Source organism: Streptosporangium saharense, from assembly GCF_014203715.1.
GTDB lineage: Bacteria > Actinomycetota > Actinomycetes > Streptosporangiales > Streptosporangiaceae > Streptosporangium > Streptosporangium saharense.
The window spans coordinates 168077-192256 of the sequence record NZ_JACHJP010000009.1; the positions used below are offsets into that span (position 1 = coordinate 168077).

The 24180-nt window shown below is 72.2% G+C and carries 24 protein-coding genes; 12 read left to right on the forward strand and 12 right to left on the reverse strand.

Annotated elements, in window-relative coordinates:
* Positions 1 to 15: 15 nt before the first annotated feature.
* On the reverse strand, positions 16 to 984 hold the full coding sequence (locus tag FHS44_RS31520) for an SDR family oxidoreductase (RefSeq protein ID WP_184721346.1): 969 nt from the start codon (positions 982 to 984) through the stop codon (positions 16 to 18).
* Between the two features lie 84 nt (positions 985 to 1068).
* Complete coding sequence (locus FHS44_RS42035) at positions 1069 to 2538, reverse strand: aminotransferase class I/II-fold pyridoxal phosphate-dependent enzyme (protein ID WP_184721348.1); 1470 nt, start codon at positions 2536 to 2538, stop codon at positions 1069 to 1071.
* 123 nt (positions 2539 to 2661) lie between these two features.
* On the opposite strand from FHS44_RS42035, the gene FHS44_RS31530 reads away from it, so the two are divergent.
* The 3 genes from FHS44_RS31530 to FHS44_RS31540 all read left to right on the forward strand — a co-directional run bounded on the left by FHS44_RS31530 (position 2662) and on the right by FHS44_RS31540 (position 5326).
* A complete protein-coding gene (locus FHS44_RS31530) occupies positions 2662 to 3246 on the forward strand; it encodes a hemerythrin domain-containing protein (RefSeq protein ID WP_246436352.1) in 585 nt (194 codons plus the stop codon).
* 271 nt (positions 3247 to 3517) lie between these two features.
* Positions 3518 to 4900 (forward strand): FAD-dependent oxidoreductase, encoded by a 1383-nt coding sequence (locus FHS44_RS31535; protein WP_184721350.1) that lies wholly within the window; start codon positions 3518 to 3520, stop codon positions 4898 to 4900.
* Between the two features lie 72 nt (positions 4901 to 4972).
* Positions 4973 to 5326 (forward strand): ArsR/SmtB family transcription factor, encoded by a 354-nt coding sequence (locus tag FHS44_RS31540; protein ID WP_184721352.1) that lies wholly within the window; start codon positions 4973 to 4975, stop codon positions 5324 to 5326.
* 38 nt (positions 5327 to 5364) lie between these two features.
* On the opposite strand, the gene FHS44_RS31545 is transcribed toward FHS44_RS31540, so the two are convergent.
* The 3 genes from FHS44_RS31545 to FHS44_RS31555 all read right to left on the reverse strand — a co-directional run bounded on the left by FHS44_RS31545 (position 5365) and on the right by FHS44_RS31555 (position 7275).
* The gene (locus FHS44_RS31545) at positions 5365 to 5709 is read right to left on the reverse strand and encodes an arsenate reductase ArsC (RefSeq protein ID WP_184721649.1); all 345 of its coding nucleotides are present in this window, start codon (positions 5707 to 5709) and stop codon (positions 5365 to 5367) included.
* A gap of 61 nt (positions 5710 to 5770) precedes the next feature.
* Positions 5771 to 6862: an ACR3 family arsenite efflux transporter gene (gene arsB / locus FHS44_RS31550; RefSeq protein ID WP_184721354.1), complete on the reverse strand. Its 1092-nt coding sequence runs from the start codon at positions 6860 to 6862 to the stop codon at positions 5771 to 5773.
* Positions 6862 to 7275, reverse strand: a complete 414-nt coding sequence (locus FHS44_RS31555; protein WP_184721356.1) for an ArsR/SmtB family transcription factor — start codon at positions 7273 to 7275, stop codon at positions 6862 to 6864. Before FHS44_RS31555 ends, arsB begins: the two co-directional genes overlap by 1 nt.
* Positions 7276 to 7620: 345 nt before the next feature.
* Here FHS44_RS31555 and FHS44_RS31560 point away from each other — a divergent pair, with 345 nt between their 5' ends.
* The gene (locus FHS44_RS31560; RefSeq protein ID WP_221461524.1) at positions 7621 to 8847 is read left to right on the forward strand and encodes a PP2C family protein-serine/threonine phosphatase; all 1227 of its coding nucleotides are present in this window, start codon (positions 7621 to 7623) and stop codon (positions 8845 to 8847) included.
* 7 nt (positions 8848 to 8854) lie between these two features.
* Here FHS44_RS31560 and FHS44_RS31565 read toward each other — a convergent pair whose 3' ends face one another.
* On the reverse strand, positions 8855 to 9514 hold the full coding sequence (locus tag FHS44_RS31565) for a YqjF family protein (RefSeq protein WP_221461525.1): 660 nt from the start codon (positions 9512 to 9514) through the stop codon (positions 8855 to 8857).
* A gap of 88 nt (positions 9515 to 9602) precedes the next feature.
* Positions 9603 to 10595, reverse strand: a complete 993-nt coding sequence (locus FHS44_RS31570) for a DNA topoisomerase IB (RefSeq protein WP_184721360.1) — start codon at positions 10593 to 10595, stop codon at positions 9603 to 9605.
* A gap of 281 nt (positions 10596 to 10876) precedes the next feature.
* On the opposite strand from FHS44_RS31570, the gene FHS44_RS31575 reads away from it, so the two are divergent.
* Positions 10877 to 11428, forward strand: a complete 552-nt coding sequence (locus FHS44_RS31575; RefSeq protein WP_184721368.1) for a hemerythrin domain-containing protein — start codon at positions 10877 to 10879, stop codon at positions 11426 to 11428.
* Positions 11429 to 11762: 334 nt separating this feature from the next.
* On the opposite strand, the gene FHS44_RS31580 is transcribed toward FHS44_RS31575, so the two are convergent.
* Together FHS44_RS31580 and FHS44_RS31585 are read right to left on the reverse strand one after the other, a co-directional pair.
* On the reverse strand, positions 11763 to 13208 hold the full coding sequence (locus FHS44_RS31580; RefSeq protein ID WP_246436353.1) for a nitronate monooxygenase: 1446 nt from the start codon (positions 13206 to 13208) through the stop codon (positions 11763 to 11765).
* A gap of 26 nt (positions 13209 to 13234) precedes the next feature.
* Positions 13235 to 13726, reverse strand: a complete 492-nt coding sequence (locus FHS44_RS31585; protein WP_184721372.1) for a hypothetical protein — start codon at positions 13724 to 13726, stop codon at positions 13235 to 13237.
* A gap of 242 nt (positions 13727 to 13968) precedes the next feature.
* Between FHS44_RS31585 and FHS44_RS31590 the strand changes: the two genes are divergently transcribed.
* From FHS44_RS31590 to FHS44_RS31600, 3 genes are read left to right on the forward strand one after another with little or no spacing between them, the layout of a single operon-like run.
* Positions 13969 to 15072: a DUF8744 domain-containing protein gene (locus FHS44_RS31590; RefSeq protein ID WP_184721374.1), complete on the forward strand. Its 1104-nt coding sequence runs from the start codon at positions 13969 to 13971 to the stop codon at positions 15070 to 15072.
* Positions 15069 to 17642 carry a multicopper oxidase domain-containing protein gene (locus FHS44_RS42040; RefSeq protein ID WP_184721383.1) on the forward strand — a complete coding sequence of 858 codons (2574 nt, stop codon included), beginning with the start codon at positions 15069 to 15071 and terminating at the stop codon, positions 17640 to 17642. Before FHS44_RS31590 ends, FHS44_RS42040 begins: the two co-directional genes overlap by 4 nt.
* The gene (locus FHS44_RS31600; protein WP_184721386.1) at positions 17639 to 18076 is read left to right on the forward strand and encodes a hypothetical protein; all 438 of its coding nucleotides are present in this window, start codon (positions 17639 to 17641) and stop codon (positions 18074 to 18076) included. The genes FHS44_RS42040 and FHS44_RS31600 overlap by 4 nt, the downstream gene beginning before the upstream one ends.
* Before the next feature lie 354 nt (positions 18077 to 18430).
* Here FHS44_RS31600 and FHS44_RS31605 read toward each other — a convergent pair whose 3' ends face one another.
* Positions 18431 to 18751 carry an ArsR/SmtB family transcription factor gene (locus FHS44_RS31605; protein WP_184721388.1) on the reverse strand — a complete coding sequence of 107 codons (321 nt, stop codon included), beginning with the start codon at positions 18749 to 18751 and terminating at the stop codon, positions 18431 to 18433.
* Positions 18752 to 18863: 112 nt separating this feature from the next.
* On the opposite strand from FHS44_RS31605, the gene FHS44_RS31610 reads away from it, so the two are divergent.
* Together FHS44_RS31610 and FHS44_RS31615 are read left to right on the forward strand one after the other, a co-directional pair.
* Complete coding sequence (locus FHS44_RS31610) at positions 18864 to 19955, forward strand: NADH:flavin oxidoreductase/NADH oxidase (RefSeq protein ID WP_184721390.1); 1092 nt, start codon at positions 18864 to 18866, stop codon at positions 19953 to 19955.
* Positions 19956 to 20037: 82 nt separating this feature from the next.
* Positions 20038 to 21708: an arabinofuranosyltransferase AftB family protein gene (locus tag FHS44_RS31615; RefSeq protein WP_184721392.1), complete on the forward strand. Its 1671-nt coding sequence runs from the start codon at positions 20038 to 20040 to the stop codon at positions 21706 to 21708.
* Here the strand turns inward: FHS44_RS31615 and FHS44_RS31620 are convergent.
* Positions 21703 to 22284, reverse strand: a complete 582-nt coding sequence (locus FHS44_RS31620) for a helix-turn-helix domain-containing protein (protein ID WP_184721394.1) — start codon at positions 22282 to 22284, stop codon at positions 21703 to 21705. The genes FHS44_RS31615 and FHS44_RS31620 overlap by 6 nt on opposite strands.
* Before the next feature lie 96 nt (positions 22285 to 22380).
* Here FHS44_RS31620 and FHS44_RS31625 point away from each other — a divergent pair, with 96 nt between their 5' ends.
* Both FHS44_RS31625 and FHS44_RS31630 read left to right on the forward strand, forming a co-directional pair.
* A complete protein-coding gene (locus tag FHS44_RS31625) occupies positions 22381 to 23022 on the forward strand; it encodes a class I SAM-dependent methyltransferase (protein ID WP_184721396.1) in 642 nt (213 codons plus the stop codon).
* Complete coding sequence (locus FHS44_RS31630; RefSeq protein ID WP_184721398.1) at positions 23019 to 23468, forward strand: DinB family protein; 450 nt, start codon at positions 23019 to 23021, stop codon at positions 23466 to 23468. The genes FHS44_RS31625 and FHS44_RS31630 overlap by 4 nt, the downstream gene beginning before the upstream one ends.
* A gap of 36 nt (positions 23469 to 23504) precedes the next feature.
* Here FHS44_RS31630 and FHS44_RS31635 read toward each other — a convergent pair whose 3' ends face one another.
* Positions 23505 to 24170, reverse strand: a complete 666-nt coding sequence (locus FHS44_RS31635) for an SRPBCC family protein (protein ID WP_184721400.1) — start codon at positions 24168 to 24170, stop codon at positions 23505 to 23507.
* Positions 24171 to 24180: the final 10 nt, after the last annotated feature.

Sequence of the window (24180 nt, forward strand, 5' to 3'; positions counted from 1 at the left end):
ACTCCCGCGCTCAGGTCACCGCGTCGCCAGCCAGGCGGCCGCGCCGACCCCGGCCAGGGCCGCCACGGTGAGTGTGCGGCGCACCGCGGTCCTGCGCCTGCCGTGCCAGCCTCCCGCAACCGATCCCGGTCCGGGAACGGGCCGGTACAGGTTGCCCGAGGTGGCGGCCTGCGCCTCCTTCCTCGACAGGTGGCCGCGGTCCACCTGCGTGGCCACCACCCGTTCGGTGAGCCGGGGAGCGAGCTTGAACTGTCTGATCAGGTTGCGGCCCATCGGCCCGACGACGATCTCCCCGCGCGGCGACCGCACCAGGCCGACGATCGTGTGCGCCACCCGTTCCGCGGAGTAGACGGGCGGCATCGCCAGTGCCCTGCGCCCGCTGTAGTTGGCCGCGTGCTGGAAGATGGGCGTGTCCACGGCGGCGGGCATGACCGTGCACACCTTCACCTTCCGCGCCCCCTCAAGGCGTAGCTCCTGCCGCAGGCTCGTGCCCAGGGCCCGTACGGCGTGTTTCGACATGCCGTAGGCGTGGGTGTAGGGCTGCGGGACCACCCCGGCGACCGAGGAGACGTTCACCAGGACGCCCTCGCCCTGTTCTCGCAGCCGGGGCAGCGCCGAGCGGGCGCCGTGCACGTATCCCATGACGTTGACGTCCAGCACACGGCGGAAGTCCTCAAGAGGCACCTCGGCGAACGGGCCGAACAGGGTGACCGCCGCGCAGTTGACCCACACGTCGATCCGGCCGAACCGCTCGACCGCCCGCCGCGCCAGCTCCTCAACGGCGTCCGCGTCGGTCACGTCAGTCGGTACGGCGAGCGCCACGGCGCCCCGCTTCCCGCACTCCGCCGCGGCCTGTTCCAGCGCCCGCGCGTTCCTGGCCGCGAGCACGACCACCGCCCCCCTGCCCGCGAAGGCCAGGGCGGTCGCCCTGCCGATCCCGCTGGACGCGCCCGTGACGACCACGACCCTGTTTTTGATCTTCATGTACGGCTCCCGTGTTCAGCGCCGGTGCGAAGGCCGGCGTCCGTGTCGGTCCGCTCTCCGAGGGGTCGGGGGAGGCGTCGCGGCTCAGCGGTCCTCGGCCACGACACGAATGGTCTCCACGGTGGGATCGGCGGCGTCGGGGACGACCATGCCTGCCTCGACGCCGCCGCGCAGATACTTCAGGACGGCCCCGTTCAGGCGCTCGCCCGGCAGCGCGGCGGGAACCCCCGGTGGGTAGGGGGTCAGCAGCTCCGCGGTGATCCGGCCCACGGCCCGCTGCCAGGGGACGTGCTCGACCGGCCCGAAGAACGCCTCACGCGGTGGCATCGCCTGCTCAAGCCGCAGCTCGCGCGGCGCGGGAAGTTCGATCGCGGGGACGGGAGGCAGGTCGGCGGCGTGCGCGGCCAGGTCCCGCAGCGCCGTGAGGAGCCTGCCGACGGTGTGTTCGTCGTCGGCGTGGGTCAGCTGGACTCCGATCCTGCGGTGGTCGGACAGGCCGACGTTGACGCGGTGGTGTTCACGCAGCCAGTCGGCGACCTGGTAGCCGCCCGTGCCCAGGGCGCTGACGTCGACGATCACCTGTAGCGGATCGGCGTCGGAGGCCCGCCCGGGCCCGCACAGGTCGTCACGGTCGTGGACACGCAGTCCTTCGACGGCGGCGATGTCCGAGCGCGCGGTCGCGGCCAGCTCCAGAGCGCGGTCGTAGAGGGCGCGGCCGTACTGGACCATCTGCCTGCGCCAGCCGTCCAGCGCGGCGTAGACCAGCACCGACGGACTGGTGGTGCTGAACAGGTCGGAGCGTTCCTTGAGCAGTTCCGCCGAGACCAGATCGCCCTGGAGGTGGAAGACGGAGCTCTGCTCCAGGCCGGAGCCCATCTTGTGGATGGAGGTGACGCACACGTCCGCGCCCGCGTTCATGGCCCAGACGGGCAGATCGGGATGGAAGGGCAGATGCGCGCCCCAGGCCTCGTCCACGATCAACGGTCTGTCATGCCCGTGACACACCTCCACCAGGGCGGCCAGGTCGGTGCAGGTGCCGTACGGGGTGGGGGTGACCACGAGAGCGCCCTTGGCGTCGGGATGGTCGGCGAAGGCGTCGGCGAACGCCTCGGGGGAGGGCGCGTGGGCCAGGTGCAGATCGGCGTCCCAGGTCGGCTCGACCCACACCGGATGCGTCCCGGAGAGGATCAGCCCCGCCACGACGGACTTGTGGGCGTCCCTGCCGATCAGCAGCCTCTCGCCGGGACCCGCGACCGCCAGCATGGCCGCCTTGACCGACAGGGAGCTGCCGCAGGTGGAGAAGAAGGTCTGTTCGGCGCCGACCGCGTCGGCCATCAGCCCCTCCGCCTCCTCCAGGAACCTCCCCGAGGAAGTGCGGTCGTCCAGCCCGTTGACGGCCAGCACGTCGGAGCGGAAGACCGCCTCGCCCAGCACCGCGCTGACCCTCGGATCGGCGCCCCGGGCCTGCTTGTGCCCCGGAGGGGTGAAGGGCAGCTGGTCACTGTCGTGATAGGCGGCCAGGGCCTGGAGGATCGGTGCCCGCGAATGGTCCATGTTCCGCCCGTGCCCGGCGTCCGGCGGTGGAAACAACGGCCAGGGTTCTCCCATGACGGTGGCGGGTCGCAGATAGGTGAGCCCGATGGGGGTACGGCCAGCCGTACACGAAGGGAGAGTTGGATGAGCAAGGCTCGGACCGTCCCCGAACTCATGGGGGAGAACGACGTGATCGACCTGCTGTTGCGGCAGCACGCCCTGATCCGCGACCTGTTCGACGAGGTCAAGGGCGCGGCCGAGGGGGAGCGGGACGAGCCGTTCCGGCGGCTGGTGCGGCTGCTGGCCGTACACGAGACGGCCGAGGAGGAGATCGTCCACCCCTACGCCCGCCTCAAGATCGACGACGGTGAGGAGGTGGTCGCGGACCGGTTGGCCGAGGAGAACGAGGCCAAGCACCTGCTCACCCGGATGGAGAGGGCGGGGGCCGAGGATCCGGACTTCCTGGCCAACCTGGCCGTGCTGCGCAAGGCGGTGACCGCCCACGCGAGTGCCGAGGAACGCTACGAGTTCGCCAGCCTGCGGGCGCACACCACCGAGGCGGAACGGCGCGCGCTGGCGGCCGGGGTGAAGGCGGCCGAGGCGCTGGCGCCCACCCACCCGCATCCCGGCGTGGAGTCGGCGACCATGAACCTGCTGGTCGGCACCCCGATCGCCATCATGGACCGGGTCCGCGACGTCATCCGCGACGCCCTGGGCAGGAGGAACTAGAGGTCGCGCTCTCACCGTGTCACCGGCGTCCGGCGGTCACGCGAGCAGGGTCTCCCGGCCACCGACGAGATGCGCGCCCACGCCAACGCCGTGTCCTGTCCCTGGTCCATCCCGGCCTGGAGTTCCCCCAAGGCTCCGCGCTCTCTGATTAGATATATCTCTAATTTGACACTCCTCTAATTTGTCGGGCATCCTGCCGTCGAAGCTACTTAGACAAACTTCGAAACAGTGCGGTCCGGTACGGCCCGCGCGAACGATGAGGAGAAGTGCCATGAGCGGATGCTGCGGTCCCACCACCGTCGAACCGGAGCCCAGCGGCCAGGCCGTACGGCTCGATGACCTGCCCGTCGTGGTCGTCGGCGCGGGCCCGGTCGGGCTGGCCGCGGCGGCTCACCTGGCCGAGCGGGGCCTGGACTTCGTGGTGCTGGAGGCGGGTGAGCGGGCGGGCGCGTCGATCAACCGGTGGGGACACGTCCGGGTGTTCAGCCCGTGGAAGTACGACATCGATTCGGCCGCGCGCCGCCTGCTGGAGGCCGACGGCTGGCGCGCCCCGGACGAGGAGTGGCTGCCGACCGGCGCCGAGCTGGTCGAGGACTATCTGGCGCCGCTGGCCAGGCTGTTCGGTGACCGGGTCCGCACCGGCGCGAAGGTGACGGCGATCAGCAGGCTCGGCTACGACCGGGTCCGCACCGCGGGCCGCGAGCGGGCGCCGTTCCTCATCCGACTGGCCGACGGCGGCGAACTGCACGCCCGCGCCGTCATCGACGCCTCCGGCACCTACGCCACCCCGAACGTGCTCGGCGCGTCCGGCCTGCCCGCGCACGGCGAGGCCGACGCGGCGGACCTGGTCGACCACGCGCTGCCCGACGTGCTCGGCGCCGACCGCGACCGCTACGCGGGCAGGCACGTCCTGGTCGTCGGCGCCGGACACTCGGCCGCCACCACACTGCTCGCCCTCGCCCAGTTGGAGGACACCCCGATCACCTGGGCCATCCGCGCGGGCGACGCCGCCCGCGCCTACGGCGGCGGCGAGGCCGACGCCCTGCCCGCCAGGGGAGCGCTCGGCACCCGCCTGCACGCCCACGTCGAAAGCGGCCGCATCCGCCTGGTGACCGGCTTCTTCACCCACGCCGTCGAACGCGACGGCGAGCAGGTGCGGGTGATCAGCCGCGACCCGTCCGGCCACGAGCGGAGCGTCACGGCGGACCGGATCGTCAGCGCGACCGGTTACCGCCCCGACCACACTGTCGCCGACGAGCTGCGCCTCGACCTGGACCCGATCCTCGGCTCCACCCGGGCGCTCGCGCCGCTGATCGACCCGAACGCGCACTCCTGCGGCACGGTGCCGCCGCACGGCGCCGACGAGCTGGCCCACCTGGAGGACGGTTACTACGCCGTCGGGGTCAAGAGCTACGGCCGCGCCCCGACCTTCCTGCTGGCCACCGGCTACGAGCAGGCCCGCTCGGTCGTCGCGGCGCTGGCCGGAGACTGGCAGGCCGCCCGTGACGTACGGCTGAGCCTGCCCGAGACCGGCGTGTGCTCCTCCACCCTGGCCGAGGCCCAGGAACAGCGCACCGGTGTCAGCGACGGCCTGCTGGGCGCCCCGCTGCCACTGGCGACCGCCGGTACCTTCCGGGGCGCCTGCTGCGGCTGACCCGCTGTTCGGCTGCCGCCGCCTATCATTTAGACGAACGTCGAACCACTCGTCAGTCTCGGAGGCTCCCGCATGGCCTTGCCTCTCGTCTCACGCGGTAAGGACGCCCAGGCCGGGGCATGCTGCGCGCCGATCGCCCGGCAGCCGCTCAGCGAGGGCGACGCCACCGAACTGGCCGTGCTGCTGAAGGCGGTTGCCGATCCGGTCCGGCTGCGGCTGCTGTCCATGATCGGCTCCCACGCCGGTGGCGAGGCGTGCGTGTGCGACCTGACCGACGCCTTCGAGCTGACCGCGCCCACCATCAGCCACCACCTGAAGGTGCTGCGCACCGCCGGTCTGATCGACGGCGAGCGGCGCGGCACCTGGGTCTACTACTGGATCGTCCCCGAGACGGTGAACAGGCTGGGCGCCCTGTTCGCCCGCTGACCGAGCCAGGCCCGCGATCCGATCGTCCGCCGTGGCCGTCAGGACAGCAGGTCCGCCACCAGCCTCACGACGTGATCCCTGATCTCGTCCCGGATCGCTCGTACGGCCTCGATGCCCTGTCCGGCGGGGTCGTCGAGTTTCCAGTCCTCGTACCGTTTGCCGGGGAAGATCGGGCAGGTGTCGCCGCAGCCCATGGTGATGACCACGTCGCAGGACTGGACCGCCTCGCCGGTGAGGACCTTCGGCTGTGCGGCGGCGAGGTCGATGCCCACCTCGCGCATGGCCTCGACCGCGATCGGGTTGACCTGGTCGGCGGGCCGCGACCCGGCGGAGCGGACCTCGATCCGGTCGCCGGCCAGGTGTGCCAGCCAACCGGCGGCCATCTGGGAGCGTCCGGCGTTGTGCACGCAGACGAACAGGACGGACGGCTTGCCGGGGACGCTCTCAGGCACGGGTCGGCTCCTCGGTGGTGCGGAAAAGGCGGCGGCCGGCCAGGCTGACGTGGACCAGGGCGACCAGGACGGGGACCTCGATGAGCGGGCCGACCACTCCGGCCAGGGCCTGGCCGGAGGTGACGCCGAAGACGCCGACCGCGACCGCGATGGCCAGCTCGAAGTTGTTGCCGGCGGCGGTGAAGGCGAGCGTCGCCGTCCTGTCGTAGGGCAGGCCGATCACCCTGCCGGTCAGGAAGCCGCCGCCCCACATGAGCGCGAAGTAGGCCAGCAGCGGCAGGGCGATGCGGGCCACGTCGCCGGGCTGGGAGGTGATGGTACGGCCCTGCAGCGCGAACAGGACGACGATGGTGAACAGCAGGCCGTACAGGGCGGCCGGGGCGACGCGGGGCAGGAAGCGCCGCTCGTACCAGTCGCGGCCACGGGCGCGTTCGCCTAGCTCGCGCGAGGCGTAACCGGCGGCCAGCGGGACGCCCAGGAAGACCAGCACGTAGAAGGCGATGTCGAAGGCCGACACCTCCAGCGCCGACCGCGGCAGGCCGAGCCAGCCGGGCAGCACCCGCAGGTAGAACCAGCCCAGCGCGCCGAAGGCGATCACCTGGAAGATCGAGTTCAGGGCGACCAGGACGGCGGCGGCCTCCCGGTTCCCGCGGGCCAGGTCGTTCCAGACGAGCACCATGGCGATGCACCGGGCCAGTCCGACGATGATCAGCCCGGTGCGGTACTCGGGCAGGTCGGGCAGGAAGATCCAGGCCAGCGCGAACATCAGCGCCGGGCCGAGCACCCAGTTGAGCAGCAGCGAGGAGACCAGCAGGCGGCGGTCGCCGGTGACGGTGCCGAGACGGTCGTAGCGGACCTTGGTCAGCACCGGATACATCATCAGCAGCAGGCCGAGTGCGATCGGCAGCGAGATCTCACCGATCCTGACGGCGTCCAGCACGGTGTCCAGGCCGGGCACCAGGCGGCCCAGGAGCAGTCCGGCGGCCATGGCCGCGACGATCCACACCGGCAGGAACCGGTCCAGCCTCGGCAGGGCGCCGACCACGCCGGGTGGCGCGGTGGCCGGTGCGGGTCGAACCGACATCACCGCGACACCGCCACCGGCTCACTGGAGGGCTCATTGGAGGGCTCATTGGAGGGCTCACTGGAGGGCTCACTGGAGGGCTCACTGGAGGGCGGAGTCAGCAGCGCCGAAAGCTCACCGAGGGTTTCGGGCACCAGCCGGTAGTACACCCAGGAGGCGCGCCGCTCCGAGGTCAGCAGCCCGACCTCCTTGAGCACCTTCAGGTGGTGGCTGATGGTCGGCTGGGACAGCTCGAACGCGCCGGTGATGTCGCACACGCACACCTCCCCGCCCGCCCGGCTGGCCACGATCGACAGGATGCGCAGCCGTACCGGATCGCCCAGAGCCTTGAACACGCGCGCCACCCCGGCCGCCTGCCCGGCGTCCAGCGGCTCACGGGTCAGCGGCGGGCTGCACCCCAGGATCTGTTCCATCCCGGTCCCTCCTTAATAGACACCTGTCTATATTGACAGATGTCTATGTCTGTTGGGAACGCCGGGTGGGACGCTGTTCCTTCCGGCGACCGCCGACATCCGCCCGCACACCGCGGCGCGGTCGAGCTCCTGTTTGTACGGCATGGCCTCGGTTATCTCGTACGGATGGTCGTGGTCTTCGCACCGGGCGTACAGGTCGGTGCCGGGGGGATGCCGAGGCGGACAGGGTGGGCCGACGTTGCTTCCCGTGAAATGCGGGAATCTGCTCTTCAACGACAATTTGCTCGCGGTGGGGAGGCGCCACAGGCTGACGCGGCCGGCCACGATGCGGACAGGAGGCGGCCGATGTCTTCCTCACCCGACGTCACGGGGATGCTGACCGGCCTGCTGGAGGCCAGCCATCTGGCGGAGCTGGAACGCCTGCCGTCGCTGGTCAACGAGTACGCCGCCCGCGCGGGCCTGCGGGAGGTGACGATCTATCTGGCCGACCTCCAGCAGAGGGTGCTGCGGCCCCTGACCGGGCAGGAGGACGCGCTGCGCATCGATGCCACCCTGGCCGGACGCGCCTTCCAGGAGGTGCGCCCGCTGGCCAAGACCGGGGCCGACGGGCAGGTGGACCACTGGTGGGTGCCGGTGCTGGACGGCACGGGACGGCTGGGCGTGCTGCGCGTCCGGCCACCGGAGGACGGCCAGGCGGCCGGGGACGCCATGCGGCACCTGGCCTCGATGGTCGCGCTGCTGCTGGTCAGCTACCGCCACCACAGCGACTCCTACGCCCGGCTGGTGCGCACCCGGCCGATGAACGTGGCCGCGGAGATGCAGTGGAACCTGATGCCGCCGCTGACCTTCGCCAACCGCAGGGTCACGGTCGGCGCGGTCATGGAACCGGCCTACGAGGTCGGCGGGGACGCCTTCGACTACGCCATCGCCGGAGACACCCTGCACCTGGCCGTCTTCGACGCCATGGGCCACGACACCTCCGCGGGGCTGACCGCGACCCTGGCGATGGCCGCCTGCCGCAACCACCGCCGCCAGGGCATGGGACTGGCCGACAACAGCGAGGCGATCGAGCGCGTCCTGATCGGCGAGTTCGGCAGAGCCACGCGGTTCGTCACCGCGATCATGGCCGACCTGGACACGGCCACCGGCCTGTTCCGCTGGGTCAACCGCGGCCACCACCCGCCGGTGGTGATCCGCCACGGCCGCTGGGTCACCACCCTGCGCTGTGCCCCGGCCCACCCCATGGGGCTGAACCTGAACCTGCCGGTCGTCCCGTGCCGGGAACAACTGGAGCCGGGAGACCGGGTGGTGCTGTACACCGACGGCATCACCGAGGCCCGTGGCCGTACCGCCCAGGAGTTCGGGTTGCGGCGGTTCATCGACTTCGTCATCCGCCACCACGCCGCGGGCCTGCCGGTGCCCGAGACGCTGCGCCGCCTGACCCACGCCGTGCTGGACTATCACGGCGGCCAGCTACAGGACGACGCGACCGTCCTGATCGTCGAGTGGCACGGCCCCGAGGGACGCAGGTACGACGGGCCGGACGGACTGCGCTCGGCGCTGACCGGCTGAGCGGCCGTCAGGACAGGCTCCACATCCCGATCCTGACCCGCACCCCGGGGGAGGCGTACAGGAGCGGGTCGCCCTCGGGAGCGGGGAGTCCTCCAGCCTGCAGGAGGTCCTGGTCGAGATGTGTCAGGCGGGCGTGGCGCAGCGGCCACGGCCGGTGATCGACCTCGGCGTGGGCCGGTCTGCCCCCGACGGTGGTGAAGAGCCGGTAGCGCTCGGTGAGGAAGTCGGTGAGACCGTCCCGCTCGGTGTCGGACAGCGGGGCGCCGACCTCCACGTCGGCGTCGCAGCGAGCCCCAACGGGACCGATCAGCCTGCGTTGACAGCGGTAGGAACGCCGGTCACCCTCGACGCGCACGGACATGTCGGACCAGTGGTACGGCAGGCCGTACCCGATCCTGCCGCCGAGAGCGGGAAGGAGGCGTCCGGCGTCCAGCGACAGGAACCACAGGCCGTCACGTCCCCGCGCGTCCCGCACGTAGGTGCGCACGTTCGTCTCGGGGAACCGTGACAGCCACGGCGGGGCCGGTGTGCCGGGCACCCGTACGTCGTCCATGAGGAAAGGTGTCAGACCGACCCACGCGGAGCCGTCGAACTCCTGGACCGTGAGCCAGTCGGGAAGCAGCGACTGGACCACGGCGGGGGAGTAGCGCCAGTGGATGAAGGTCATGTGGTACCACCCGTGGTACATCACCGGCCGGGTGACCCGTGGAGGCTGTGTCGTCCGCATCCTGTATCGCTACCCAGGATGGACCGGTTCAGGGGTGTTTGAGAAGGTCGATGACCGCGCGTTCCGCCGCGCCGTGCGTGGCCGGGCCGTCGGCCTCGCCGAGGTCGGTCAATGCCCGGTGGATGGTCCTGCCCCGTTCGTAGGCGGTGACGACGCGGGGATCGACGTAGGAGGCGCGGGCGACCGCGGGGGTGTTGCCCAGGTGCGCGGCGACCTCCCGCATGACGTGGGCGACGGCCCTGCGGCGCCCCGCCCGGCTGCGGACCCGCCGCGCGACCGCCAGGCCGACGGCGGCGTACACCGTGGCGTGCCAGGTGCGGAAGTCCTTGGCGCTGACCTCGGTCTCCATCCGCTCACGCAGGTAGGCGTTGATGTCGTCGCTGCGGACGTCGGTCCAGGAGTCGTCGTCCTCGTAACGCAGCAGCTCACCCTTGGCGCCGGTTCTGTGCAACGCGGTGACGACCTCGCACACGTCAGGGTCGTCCAGCTCGACCTCGCGCAGCTTGCCGCCCTTCGCCGGGTAGCGGAAGGCGACCCGGCCACGTGAGCAGGTCACGTGCTCCATCCGCATCGTCGCCAGCCCGAACGACTCGTACGCCTCACCGCCCACCCGGAACAGCCCGACGTCGAGCATCCTGGCCGCGGCGGCCAGCACCCGCTCACGCGTCAGGCCCGGCTGGTCGAGGTCGGCCTGCACCTTCTTGCGGAAGTCCGGCAACCTCTCCGCCAGCTCCGTGACCCGGGCGAACTTGAGCCGGTCCTGCTCCTCGCGCCAGGTGTCGTGGTAGCGGTACTGCCGCCGCCCGGCCGCGTCGGTGCCCACGGCCTGGATGTGCCCCTTCGCGTCACGGCAGATCCACACCTCCCGCCACGCGGGCGGCAGCGCGAGCGCCCTGATCCTGGCGAGTGTCCTGCGGTCCTTGACCGGACGTCCGTCGGCGTAGGCGTAGGAGAAGGACCGCCCACGACGCCGACGGGTGATGCCGGGCTCGGCGGGATCGCTGGTGCGCAGTTCGTGCATGCCGTCCCCCCTACCCGGACAGAGCCCGTCATGCCGTACCCCCACCGGGTTCCACCACCGATGTGCGCGCCGAGGACTCCGGCGCCGGGGCCGGGGTTTTCCAGACGCCTGTATCACCGGGCGTCGGGGGGCGTCTCATCGGCGCGTTGGTGAGCTCTGCTCAACGCGTTGGTTCTCGCGCGCCGTACGGCATGCGAGGCCCCGGATGTTTCAGCAGGGGGCGGCGGGTAGAGGTGGGCGCGGAGCCGTCGGAGCCCGTTCCTGAAACCGAGGAGGCGAGTATGCCCCAGAACGTCATCGAGCTGATCATGGCCGACCACCGTGACGTCGAGACGATCTTCGAGAAGCTGAGGAATCAGCCGGAGAACCGGCCCGCCCTGGTGGCGGAGCTGGCCGCGAAGTTCGTCGCGCACGCCCGCGCCGAGGAGGCCAGGGTCTACCCCGAGCTGGCCAAGGCCGACCCCGGTGAGCGCGGCGAGGTCCGCCACGGGACCGAGGAGCACCACGAGGCGGAGGAGCTCCTGGCCACCCTCATGGAGACCGACCCCGACCGGTCGGAGTTCGCGACCGTGCTGGAACAGATGATCAAGGCGGTCAAGCACCACGTCGAGGAGGAGGAGACCGACATCCTCCCCGCCATGGCCAAGGCCATCCCCGCCGACAAGCTGGTCACGATGGGCAAGGCGTTCAGCCAGGCCAAGGCCGTGGAGCTGGCCAAGCCGCCCAGGCCGAAGGGCCGCACCAAGGAGGAACTGGTCGAGCAGGCCAGGAAGAAGGGCGTCGAGGGCTACAGCTCCATGACCAAGGAGGAGCTGGTCGCGGCCCTCGGCTGAGACGCGGGGAGGCGTCTCGGCCGAGGGCGGCGGAGCGGGGTCCGGCGTTCCCGGCGTTCGGGACCGTGGGAGAGCGGCGGCCCCGGCCGTGAGGGGGAGATGACGGCGATGCCCGGCACTCGAATCAGTGAGTGCCGGGCATCGCCGTTGTCCGCGGTCCAATGGCCGGGGGGAGCGCCTCTACCGATGCTGACCAGGGCGGGCTCGCTGTACCGGCACGGAAGACGCCACGTCCGCGACGAAGCACCGATGAACCGGACGGGGACGGGCTCGCCGTACCGGCATGGAAGACTCCCGCGCGAGCCGGGCCGGGGGCGTGCCCTACTCGCCGACGTCAGCCGGGACCGGGAAGGCCGCCGAGGAGGTGGGTGATGACGTCGGCGGCCGTGTGGTCGTTGGGCAGGTCGGTGAGGAAGCCGAGGTCCTGGCCGAGGGTGAGCAGGGGCGGCTCGACGTAGCCGTCCGAGCGGTGCTGACCGAGCCCGATCGCGCTGACGAGCCCGTTGCACAGGCATCTGCGGCCTACCGTGTCGCTCTCCGGACGGCCCTTGCGGACGTAGGTGTCCACGGGCTCCGCGGGGCAGCGGTAGCCGACCTCGCCGTCTGTCTTGAGGTACGGCACGCGCAGATGTCCCAGGTCGCACAGCCGTGGACGGGCGGTGTAGACGTCGGGGTCGGCGACGGTGCCCGGCAAGGAGGCGACCTTGAAGGGGAAGCCCGCCGGGGAGGCGTCGGGGTCGTTGCGGACCGGCAGGGTGCCGGTGACGGCGGCGTCGAGCAGGCGGCGCCTGAGCTTCTCCTCAAGACCGGACTCCCTGCACAGGGCGAAGGCCGTACCCACCTGAACGCCGGTGGCGCCCACCTCAAGCGCCCGCGTCAGCGCCTGCCGGTCGGCGTGACCACCGGCCAGCCAGAACGGCAGCCCCAGCGCGGCGACTTTGGCGGTGTCCACCCGGTCGCGGGGACCGTAGAGGGGTTCGCCCTCCTCGTCGAGCTGGAGTCTGCCCCGGGGCGGCGCGCTGTGGCCACCGGCGACGGGACCCTCGACCACGAACCCGTCGGGCCGCGTCTCCGGCTTCCTCGCCAGGTAGGTGGCCAGGATGTCGGAGGAGACGATGGCCAGGAGCCGGGGCCGCCTGAGCGGGGGCGGCGGCAGGGGGCCGTGCAGGGTCGCCGGGTCGATGCCGACGGTGTGACGCTGCCCGGACTCGGCCCCGGCGACGGTGACCGAGATCTCGGCGGGCCGGTGGACGGCGAGGGCGTCGAGCAGGCCGGGGATCTCTGAGGGGATGCCCGCGCCCATGAGCACGTAGTCGACCCCGGCGAGCATGGCGCCGTAGACCGCCGCGGGCGTGGCGAGCTGGATCTTCTCCAGGTAGTTGACGCCGACGAGGCCGTCATGACCCTCGCGGGCCAGGAACACCTCGGCGAAGTTGGCGGTCACGGTCAGCTCGGTCCTGCCCCGGTGCGGGCGCAGGCCGAGTTTGGGCACCGGCCGGTACGGCTTGCCGGGGGCGATGCCGCCGGGCACGTAGTAGCGCTCCCTGACCCGCCGGGCGACCTCGGGGAAGGGGAAGGCGTCCAGGGCGCGGCGCAGGTCGCCGTCCGGGTCGCCCTGCTGCAACCGGCGGGCCAGCACGAGGTCAAGGGCGACCCCGGACACGACACCGAGCTGCCCCGCGGCGGAGACGGCCCGCGCCAGCCGCCATCCGGACACGCCGACTCCCATCCCGCCCTGGATGATCGTGGGAAACGTGTCGTCGGCGGTGTCGAGCGTCAAGACGGGACCTCCTGGTCGGGACGTGGTCATCTGTCGGCGGACAGTACGGCGCTCACCGTGACGAAGGCGGCGCCCGTGCCCATCAGGACCGTGCCCAGGCCGACCGCCAGGGAGGTGACCTGCCAGGCCTGGTAGGCGGTCATCAGCGAGGCACGCAGCGTCTCGCCCATGAAAGCGGTCTGGCGCAGCGCGCTGAGGGCCTCGTCCTGGCCACCGGCGGCGTGCAGCTCGGCGGTGATCTCGGAGTAGGACCGGTCCCTGGTGGCGAGGCGCACGTTGCCGCCGATCATGTCGGCGAACGCGCGGGCCTGGACGCCGTCCTCCACCTGGCACCCGGCGTACGCGGTGAGCTCCTCGGGCAGCCCCTTCTCCGGGAAGGTGATCCGCTGCTGGGAGAGCTCGTCGCGGATCTCGTCCCTGCCCCGCAGACCACGGGCCACCATGACGGCACCGGCCGCCAGGGTGGTGACGCCGACGGCGCCAACCAGCGTCGTCGCCAACCGGCGCGGATCGTTCATGAGAGGTCTCCTTCGTCGTAACGGCACGGGTTCCTGTCAGGAGCTTTCGGCCGTGGGCGGGGCGCGATGAAGGGCCACAGGCCCCTGCCCGCGAGGCCGAAAGTCCCAAATCCCGGTAAAGGGCGGCCCGAAGGACTTTGGTCCCGCCGATGACGGCCTTTGAGCCCGTGCCCGCAGCCCCCTCCGAGCTTTACCGTGAAGTGAATTCAGCGCCCCGTGACATCCAGCGGAAGAGAACGGCCATGCTTGCAGAACCGCCGAGGGTGGGGTCCCGCTCGGCCGTGGGCCGTCTGCCGATGCTGGCCGGTGCCGCCGCCGCGCTGCTCACGGGCCTCTACGGCGGACTCGCGCTCCTGATCCCCGGGATTCCCGCGCCCGAGACGTTCCCGCGCGAGCACGGGCCGCTGATGGCGCTGGGCTTCCTCGGCACCCTGATCTGCCTGGAGCGCGCGGTCGCGCTGCGCAGCCGCTGGGGCTACGCCGCCCCCGCGCTCTCGGCCCTCGGCGCCGTCTGCCTGGCCGCCGGAGCCGAGAAGCCGGGACAGGTGGCGCTGACCGCCGGGGCCGGTTGGCTGGTCGGCATCTACCTGGCGCTGCTGGGCCGCCGCCTGAGCCGCGAGACGCTCCTGCAGTTGGGCGGGGCGCTGGCCTGGTACGTGAGCGGGCTGCTCTGGCTGGGCGGCCGTCCGGTCTCCGAGCTGGTCGCCTGGTTCGCCGCGTTCCAGGTGCTGACCATCGCCGGGGAACGCCTGGAACTGGCCCACGTGACCATGCTGCGGCCCGGCGTGGCGAGGGGCCTGCTCGCCGCCGCCGCGCTGCTCGGCGTCGGCGCCGTGTACTCGGTCTGGGACCCCGTGACCGGGGCGCGGATCACCGGCGTGGGCCTGCTGGCGGTGGCCGCCTGGCTGGCGTGGTACGACGTCGCCCGGCGCACCGTCCGCGCGCACGGCCTGCCCCGCTACACGGCGGTGTGCCTGCTGGCCGGGTACGGCTGGCTCGCGCTCTCCGGGGTCCTGTGGACGGCCACCGGCCTGGCCTCGGGCTCCTACCTCTACGACGCGGCGCTGCACGCGGTGTTCCTGGGCTTCGTCATGTCGATGGTCTTCGGGCACGCCCCGGTCATCCTGCCCGCCGTCCTGCGGATCCGCCTGCCGTACCGGCCGATCCTGTACGCGCCGCTGGCGCTGCTGCACGCCGCCGTCGCGCTGCGCGTCGCCGGTGACCTGGCGGGCGCGGGAGCGGTGCGTACGGCGGGCGGGGTGCTCGCCGAGGCGGCCCTGCTCATGTTCGCCGGATGCGCCGTCACGCTGGCGCTTCGGCCGCCGACCGAAAGGCGACAGAGGTGACACCGGTCGAGATCAGCATCGGGAAGAGACCGCCGTCAGGACCGAGCGAGCCGGTACGCCGTCGCGCGCCGTGGCATCTGCGGGCCAACGCGCTCGTGGTGGCGTGGCTCGGGCTGACGGTCGCGACGGCGCTGGCGGGGGAGGGGCTGCCCGCCCCGCGCTGGCTGCTGATCCACGTCTTCCTGCTCGGCGCGGTCACCACCGCCATCCTCATCTGGAGCGAGCACTTCACCGTGGTGCTGCTGCGCGCCCAGACGCCGGACCCGCGCCTCGGCCTGACCAGGCTGGGACTGCTCAACGCCGCCACCGTGGCCGTGCTGTACGGCGTGGCGGCCGGACCCGCCACGATCGCCGTGGGAGGGGCGGCCGTGGTCGTGGCGGTCGTGCTCTGGCACGCGGTCGCGCTGGTACGGCTGGCCCGCCGCGCGCTTCCCGGCCGCTTCAGCCACGTCGTCGCCTGGTATGTGTGCGCGGCCGGGGCGCTGGCGGCCGGAGGCGTCCTCGGTGGGCTGCTGGCCGCGCAGGCCGGTGGCGGCGTCCTGCACGAGAGGACGCAGGCGGCGCACGCCGAGGTGAACCTGTTCGGCTGGGTCGGCCTGACCGTGCTCGGCACGCTGTTCACGCTCTGGCCCACGGTGCTGCGCACGCGTCTGTCCGAGCGGACCCGCAGAGCCTCCGCCATGGGGCTGAGGCTTACCGTTCCCGGCCTGACGCTGCTGACCGGTGGCCTGCTGGTGGATCTCCGCTGGGTGGCGGCCGCCGGACTGGTGACGTACGCGGCCGGGACGGCGGCGGCGCTGGTGCCGCTCGTGGAGGCGGTGCGCGCCCGCCGCCCGCACACCGGCGCGGCCTGGACGCTGGGGGCCGGGGTCGTCTGGTTCGAGATCGCGCTCGTGGTCAACGCGGTGATCGTCGTCACGCGGCCGACGGGCGAGGTCGCCGGGGCGCTGGAGCCGCTGCTGCCGCTGGTGCTGGCCGGGTTCGTCGCCCAGGTGCTGCTCGGCTCGCTGCTGCACCTGCTTCCCGCCGTGCTGGGCGGCGGCCCGGCCCGGTTCAAGGAGAACGCGGCGACGCTCGAACGCGGCTGGACGGTACGGCTGGCGGCCTTCAACCTCGGGGCGCCGCTGCTCGCGCTTCCCGTGCCGCGTCCGCTCACCCTGCTGGGCTGGGCCCTGGTGCTGGCCTCGGGCGCGGCGTTCGTCGTGCTGGCCGCGGTCACCCTGCTGCGGGCGGCCACCCCGGCCACCCCGGGGGTGCGGCGTCCCAGTCCCGTCCTGGCCGGGGTGACCGCGGGGTGCCTGCTGACGGCCGCCGCGGTCGTGGTCGCGGTCAGTGGCGGATCCGGTCCCGCGACGACGGTCGTCGCCACGGGCGCCAAGACGGTCGAGGTGACACTGTCGGGGATGCGTGTCCGGCCGTCGGTGATCGAGGCCGCCCCCGGCACCGTACTGACCCTGCGCGTCACCAACACCGACGCCCAGCGCCACGACCTGCGGCTGGCGACCGGTGAGCGCACCCCGCTGCTGGCGGCGGGGCAGAGCGCCACGCTGACGCTGAAGCCGCTCGGCGAGGCGGTCGACGGCTGGTGCACCGTGGCCGGGCACCGGGCGGCCGGTATGACGATGCGGATCGTCCCCACCGGCACCCAGCCGGAGGCGGGGACCGAGCACAAGGAACACGGCGGCATGATGAGCCCTCTGGACCTCGCCGCGCCGATGTCGCCGGGCTGGAAGCCGTACGACGCGACACTCAGGCCCGCGCCCGGCGGCAGCGAGCACGCCGTGGAGATCCGGGTGGACGACCGGGTCGTGCGGGAGGTCGCGCCCGGGGTGCGGCAGCGGGTGTGGACGTTCAACGGGACGGTTCCCGGGCCGGTTCTGCGGGGCAGGGTCGGCGACGTTTTCACGGTGACGTTCGTCAACGGCGGCTCCATGGGGCACGGCATCGACTTCCACGCCGGGGCGACCGCCCCCGACGGGCCCATGCGCACGATCCAGCCGGGCGAGCGGCTGGTCTACCGGTTCCGCGCGGACTACGCGGGGGCGTGGCTGTACCACTGCTCGACCATGCCCATGAGCCAGCACATCGCGAACGGCATGTACGGAGCGGTGATCATCGATCCTCCGGACCTGGCACGCGCGGACCGTGAGTATCTCCTGGTCTCCGGGGAGCTCTACCTCGGGGAACCGGGCAGCGACGCCCAGGTCGTCAAGCTGCGCGAGGGCCGTCCCGACGGGTGGATGTTCAACGGGACCGCCGCCGGTTACGACCACGCCCCGCTGGAGGCGAAGGCCGGTGAACGGGTGCGGATCTGGGCGGTCGCCGCCGGGCCGAACTCGGGTACGGCGCTGCACGTCGTGGGGGCGCCGTTCGACACGGTCTACGAGGAGGGGGCCTACCGGCTGCGCGCCGACGATCCTGGGGGCGCGCAGGTGCTGGATCTGGCCCCGGCGCAGGGAGGCTTCGCCGAACTGGTCTTTCCCGAGCCGGGCACCTATCCGGTGGTCGACCACCTGATGCGCAACGCCGAGGGCGGAGCGCACGGGCTGTTCCGGGTGGGCGTGCGATGACCTGGTGGACGGTGGTGCGCTTCGCGCACGTGCTGTCGGCGGCGCTGTGGGTCGGCGGGCAGTTGACGGTCTCGCTGGTGCTGCTGCCGCTGGCCCGGCGCCTGCTGGACGTGGAACGGCGTGGCCAGGTGCTGAGGGCGGTCGGGCGCCGCTTCGGGATGTTCACCGGCGCGGTGTTCCTGCCGGTGCAGCTCGGCACGGGCGTCGCCCTCGCCTGGCACAAGGGCGTCACCTGGGCCTCGCTGGCCGAGCCCGGCTACGGGCGGATCCTGGCCGCGAAACTGCTGCTGTTCTGCGCGGTCATGGTCGCCGCGGCCCTGCACGGCTGGGCGACGGGTGCCAAACGCCCCGGCCTGGCGCGGACCATGGCGGTGACGGCACTGGTCGGCTCGGTCGGCGTGGTACTGCTGGCCACCGCCCTGCCCGCCACCTGAGTCCGTGGACTCACGGGGGTCGTGTCGCGGTCCGTGGGTTCACTGAACTGGGCCGTCCGTGAACCCATGGCTGATCCGTACCGCCGTTTGTGGACCTACGGGGTGGTCCATGTCGCGGTCCGTGAACCCTGCGGGATCTGTGTTGTCGTCCGTGGACTCCACGGGCGACCCGGGCGTCGTCCGTGGTTCGCCGGGTTACCCGTGTCGCGGTCCATGAACTTGCGAGGCGTCCGTGCCGCCGTCCGTGGACCATGGGGGACGCGTGTCGTCGTCCGCGAACCCACGAGGTGGCCCGCGGCGCGGTTCGTGGACCCGGGGTGCCCCATGCCGTGCCGTCCGGTTCCACGGCAACGGTCACCGTTGTGATCGTCTGGTGGCCGCGGAGATGACGCTGGCGAGGAGGCCGGGGAAGAGGGTGTCGAGGTCGGTGCTGCGCAGGGAGTTGATTTTCGCGGTGCCCCGGTAGACCTGGTTGATGACCCCGGCCTCACGCAGGACGCGGTAGTGGTGCGTCCCGGTGGACTTGGTGACGGCCAGTTCTATCTCCGAGCACGCGGCTCCGTCCTCCGTCGTGGCGAGGAAGCGCACGATCTCCAGGCGCATGGGATCGGCGAGCGCGTGCAGCACCGCCTCCAGGTGGATCTCCTCGACGTCCGGATGTTCCAGAACCCTCATGTGCGTTGGCACCCCCTCACCTCTCCATATTACGCCATTTGTCGTACTACGATGAGTTTCGTATTACGATGCCTGTCGTACAAGCCGACGTCGAACGAACCGAGAGGCCCCCATGCTGTTCGACCCCATCACCCTGCGCTCGCTGACGATCCCCAACCGCGTCTGGATGGCGCCGATGTGCCAGTACTCGGCGGCCACGGACGGCCCCGAGACGGGGGTGCCGCACGACTGGCACCTCTCCCACCTGGGGGCCCGCGCGGTCGGCGGCGCCGGGCTGATCCTCACCGAGGCCACGGCCGTCTCCCCGGAGGGCCGGATCAGCCCCGCCGACCTGGGCCTGTGGAACGACCGCCAGGAGCGGGCGTTCGCCAGGATCACCCGCTTCCTCGGGGAGCACGGCACCGTGCCCGGCATCCAGCTCGCGCACGCCGGGCGCAAGGCGTCGACGGACCGGCCGTGGCGCGGCGGCGGGCCGGTCGGCGCCACGGGCGGCGGCTGGCAGCCGGTCGGGCCGAGCCCGGTCCCGTTCGCCGAGGGCTACCCGGTACCGAAGGAGCTGACCCGGGAGGAGATCCGGCGCGTCGTCGACGACTTCGCCCAGGCGGCCCGGCGCGCCCTGCGGGCCGGTTTCCAGGTGGTCGAGGTGCACGGCGCGCACGGCTACCTGATCGGCGAGTTCCTCTCCTCGCACAGCAACCGCCGCACCGACGACTACGGCGGCCCGTTCGAGAACCGCGTCCGGCTCGCCCTTGAGGTCGTCGAGGCCGTACGTTCCGTCTGGCCCGAGGAACTCCCGGTGTTCTTCCGCGTCTCGGCCACCGACTGGCTCACCGAGAACCCCGAGGACGAACGCGAGGGCTGGACCGCGGACGAGACCGTGCTCCTGGCCAAGGAGCTGCTCTCCCGTGGCGTCGACCTGCTCGACACCTCGACCGGAGGCAACGCCCCCGGCGTGCGGATCCCCCTCGGCCCCGGCTACCAGGTGCCGTTCGCGGCCCGGGTCCGCACCGAGACCGGCATGCCGGTCGGCGCCGTCGGCCTGATCACTGAGCCGCACCAGGCCGAGGAGATCGTCGCCTCGGGGCAGGCCGACGCCGTACTGCTCGGGCGTGAGCTGCTGCGCGACCCCCACTGGCCGCACCGGGCGGCCCGCGAGCTGGCGGCCTCCGCTCCCTGGCCCGACCAGTACCGTCACGCCGTCTGAGCCAGGGGTCAGGAAGATCAACTACGCTGGTGGTCGGTCCGCACACCTGAAGAGCTGCCCCCGGTGAACGCGAGGTTCCGGTATGGACGTCGTCTCCCCGCCCGGTCACGTCCCGGTCGCCATGCGGTCGCCGTGGTGGGCGCGGAGGTGGAACCACGCGGTCACGGTGCTGGCGGCGGTGGTGACGGCCTTCGCCGGATGGCAGAACCGCTGGATCAGCGACGACGGCCTGATCGTCACCCGGACCGTACGGCAGTTGCTCGCGGGCAACGGGCCGGTCTTCAACGTCGGGGAACGCGTCGAGACCGGCACCAGCACCGCGTGGACCTACCTGGTCGCGCTGGTCTCCTGGGTGAGCGGGGGAGACGCCGCCTTCGTCGCGGTGCTGCTCGGCCTGGGGTGCACGGTCGGCGCCGTGACGTTCGCCGTGCTCGGTGCCGTGCGCCTGCACGGTGGCTCGGGCTGGCTCCTGCCCGCCGGGGTGCTGGTGGTCCTCGCGCTGCCGCCGTTCTGGGAGTTCGCGACCTCCGGCCTGGAGACCGGGCTGGTGTTCCTGTGGACGGGACTGTCGTGGTGGCTGCTGGTCAGGGCGGCCTGGGGAGGCCCGGTGCTGCCGCCGGTGTTCGTCCTCGGTCTTGCGCCCCTCGTCCGGCCGGAGCTGACCCTGGCCTACCTGGTCTTCCTCGGCGCGCTGCTCGTGCTGCGGTGGCCGGGCCGCTGGGCCGCCGTCCGGTGGTTCGCGATGTCCGTGGCCCTGCCGGTCGCCTACCAGGTCTTCAGGATGGGCTACTACGGCCTTCTTGTGCCCAACACCGCCCTGGCCAAGGAGGCGGGGGAGAGCCGGTGGGCGCGCGGCCTCCTCTACGCCGGGGACACGGTGCTGACCTACCAGCTCGTCGGCCCCCTGCTGGCGGTCGTCCCGCTGGCGCTGTGGGCCTGCCGTACCCGCCGGGACCTCGTGGCGTCACTGGCCCCGCTGCTGGCCGGGGTCCTGACGCTGCTGTACGTCCTGCGGGTCGGTGGCGACTTCATGCACGGCCGGATGCTGCTGCCCGCCCTGCTGCTCGTCCTGCTTCCCGCGATGGTGTTGCCGCCACGCGCCATGACCGGGCTCGTCTGCGTGGCCGTGGCGCTGTGGGCCGTGCTCTGCGCCACCTCGCTCAGGGTGCCGTACGCGTGGAACGTCGGCCCCGACGGGATCGCCGACGAACGCGGCTTCTACGTCGCCTGGACGCGGGATCCGCACCCGGTCACCGCCGAGTCCTACGTCCGGGCCAGGGCCGAGCCGCTGGGCGCGCGGACCGACATCGGCCTGCACGTGCCCGGCACGGGGCTGGGGCCGGTGCCGCTGCGAGACGACGGCCCCGCGCGCCTGGCCGTGACGGGCGACGTGCTGGGCACGCTGGGGGCCTCCCTCCCGCTGGACGTGCTCGTCGTGGACCGGCTCGGCCTGGCCAACGCCCTCGGCAGCCACATGACGTCGGCGTGCGGGCAGCGGGTCGGGCACGAGAAGCCCCTTCCCTTCGAGTACGTCTACGCCGACTACATGGCCAGGGGGGTCACGCTGCGGGACGCGCGGTTCGGGGCCGAGGTGGAGCGGATCAGGGGAGAGCTGGCCGGGGGCCGGTTCCTGGACCTGCTGGAGGCCACGAGGGCCCCGCTGACCCCGCGCCGGTTCTGGGACAACCTGGTGGGTGCCCCCGCCCGCACGGCCTTCCGCTTCTCCCCGCCCGGCGTCTCCTGCCCGTCATGACGTACGGCGCGCGCCCAGATGGGCGCGTTCTCCCTGCGGCCCGAACAGGACGAGCAGTTCCGCGGGCCGGTCGTCGGCGCTGCCGATCCAGTGCGGCACGCGGGTGTCGAACTCCGCGGCCTCCCCGACGCCGAGCAGGAACTCCCGCTCGCCGAGCACGAACCTGACGCTCCCGTTGAGGACGTAGAACCACTCGTATCCCTCGTGGGACCGCGGTTTCTTCGTGGACGCCCGCCCGGCCGGGGGATAGACCACCTTGTAGGCCTGGACGCCACCGGCCCGCCTGGTCAGCGGCACCAGCGTCAGCCCGGACCGCCGCACCGGCCGCAGGTGGACGCGCGGGTCACCGGTCGGCGGCGCCGCGACCAGATCGTCGAGCGGGACGCCGTGCGCCCTGGCCAGCGGCAGCAACTGCTCAAGCGTGGGGCGGAGCCTGCCGTTCTCAAGCCGGGACAGGGTGCTCGCCGTGAGCCCGGTCTCCTCCGCCAGCGCCGCCAGCGTGGCGCCCCGCTGGTGGCGTAGCGCACGCAGCCGCGGCCCCACACCGGCCAGCACGTCTCCTTCGGGGGTTTCCATGCGTCCATGATGCGGATCCGCAATTTTTCTTGCAACCAGGAAAGGCGGGTGGCGATGCTGTCGATACACCACCGGTCAACAAAGGGGGCAGAACAAATGGATTCCACCCAACCTCAACGGCCCACCACGGACGCCGCGCTGTTCTGGGAGCGGTACTACCGCGCCCGGCGCGCCTGGGACACCCACGTCAACCCGCTGCTCGCCGAGACCGTCGCGCCGCTGAGTCCCGGCACCGCCCTGGACCTCGGCTGCGGCGCCGGTGGCGACACCGTCTGGCTCGCCCAGCGGGGCTGGCGCGTCACCGCGGTGGACATCTCCACCACGGCCGTCGAGCGGGTACGGCGACGCGCCCGCGAACTCGGACTTGAGGACCGGGTCACCGCAGAACAGCACGACCTGGCCGGGAGCTTCCCGGCGGGCGAGTTCGACCTCGTCTCCGCCCAGTACTTCCACACGCCGTTCCCGTTGGCCCGCGTCCAGGTGTTGCGCGCCGCCGTACAAGCACTGCGTCCCGGAGGGCTGCTGCTGGTCGTCGACCACGGGTCAACCGCGCCCTGGTCGTGGAACCAGGACCCCGGCGCCCACCACCCCACCCCTCGGGAGGTCGCCGCGGACCTCGACCTCGACCCCGAGGACTGGTCCGTCCTGCGCGCCGACACGCCCAGCCGCCTGGCCACCGCGACCGTCGTCGACAACGTCCTGCTCGTCCAGCGGGCCGCGGGGACGGTGACCCGATGACGGCGGGCGAGAAGGACACCCTGCTGGGCATCCTCGACGGCCTGCGGAGCTCGATCGCGAACAAGGTCGTGGGGGTACCGGAACCGCAGGTCAGAACGGCCGGGGTGCCCTCGGGAACCAACCTCCTCGGGCTGCTCAAACACCTGGCGTGCGTCGAGCGGTTCTACTTCCTCGGCGAGGACGTCGGCGACTGGGACGCGACCATGCGGCCGTCCGAGGAGGACACCGTGGAGGGCGTGCTCGCCGACTACCGCGAGGCCGTCCAACGGGCGAACCGGGTCATCGACGCCTGGCAGGACCTGGCCCTGCCCGCCCCGCGCCCGCCACGTCCCGGGGCTGCGCCGTCGATGCGACGGGTCCTGGCGCACATGATCGAGGAGACCGGCAGGCACGCCGGTCACGCCGACATCCTCCGCGAGCGGATCGACGGATCCACGGGCCGCTGACGGGCCGGTCACCGGACCGGCCCGTCGCGGAATCCGTCAGGCGCGGGCCTCCGCGGTCTCCTTGAGGGCCTTCAGCCACGCCTCAAGGCCCTGGCCGAGGAACTCGGTGGCCAGGGGCACGTCGGTCTCGATCTGCTCCCCGGCGTGGGTCTCCTCGGTGCGGACGAGGACGCCGCCCCTGACCTTGGTGAAGGTCCAGACGTGGACGCCGCGGTCGATGCGCAGCCCCTCGCCGATCGCGGGCCCGGTCCAGCGGATGCACGCCTGGTGCCTGAGCTGGCCGACGGTCGAGGTGATGACCAGCGTGGTGGCCGGGGTGTGGGGGGTCTCGGGCACCGGGGTGGTCCACCGGAACCGCGAGTGCTCGCGGAACGGGCCCGGGTCGAGGCGCTTCGCGCTGGTCACGGGCTCCTGCCAGGTGGGCCAGCGCGCCACGTCGGTCTGCAGGTTCCAGATCGTGCTCAACGGCGCCTTGATCAGGATCTCGGTCTTGTATCTGATCTTCGCGGTCGAGTCGACGCCCTTCCCACGGCACTGGAGCCCGTCGTGGTGGGCGACGGTGTCGCGGGTGGTCGCGGCCTGGGCGGGGACGGTGCCCGCGAGCACGCCGGTGGCGGCGAACGAGACCGCGAGCGCGGCCACGCGCGCCCTGGTCAGGAACCGCCTGGAGGAATTCGACGGGTTGGTGCCGAACATCGTCATTGAGCTTCCT